Origin of the sequence: Streptomyces sp. CB02009 (assembly GCF_001905825.1) — a bacterium.
Classification (GTDB): Bacteria; Actinomycetota; Actinomycetes; order Streptomycetales; family Streptomycetaceae; genus Streptomyces.
In genome coordinates this window covers 1-610 of record NZ_LIVV01000028.1, presented here as the reverse complement: position 1 = coordinate 610, position 610 = coordinate 1, and the positions used below count along the sequence as shown (strand labels likewise).

The following is a 610-nucleotide window of genomic DNA, read 5'->3' as shown; positions in this document are numbered from 1 at the left end:
GACCCCGGAGCTCCCGCCCGCGCCAGGCCCGGGCGCGGCCGGCCCCCGGGCTCCGCCCGCCCGCCCGCTCGGCCTCCCGCAGCGGCGGCAGGCCGGCCGGCGGGACGGCCACGGGGCCGCGACCCGTCAGCCGATGTCCGGCGGGTCCACCCGGATCCGCACCGGGTCTCCGCCGCCCCGTGTCATCCGCGCCGCCCTGGCCTGCTTCAGCGCGGTCGCCAGCGCCGCGCCGCTGCCCGGCGGGACCCGGACCAGGGCCCGCTCCCACTGCTCGCCCGGCGGCGGATCGCCCGGTCGCCGGGGGCCCCCGGGGCGGACCACCGGCAGCGGCACCGGGCCCAGCACCTCGGCGTCGGCGGGCAGCCCCGCCGACGCGAGCAGGCCTTCGACGGCCTCCGGCGGACCCGTGACCGCGGCCATCCGGGAGACCGGCGGAAAGCCCAGCTCGGCCCGTTCGGCCAGCTCGCGCTGCGCGTGTCCGACCGGGTCCCAGCGGACGAGGGCCTGGACGGGCCGGAGCGTCGGCTCGGCGACCACGACCACGGTGCCGCCCTCGGGCTGTCCCCGGACGAGCGAGGCCGCGTCGATCCAGCGGCGCAGGGCCTCCTCG

At 82.1% G+C, this 610-nt stretch carries 1 pseudogene; it reads right to left on the bottom strand.

Annotated features, from left to right (window positions below):
• Positions 1-126: 126 nt before the first annotated feature.
• Positions 127-610, bottom strand: a pseudogene (locus tag AMK27_RS40850) (primosome assembly protein PriA); the annotation flags it as partial.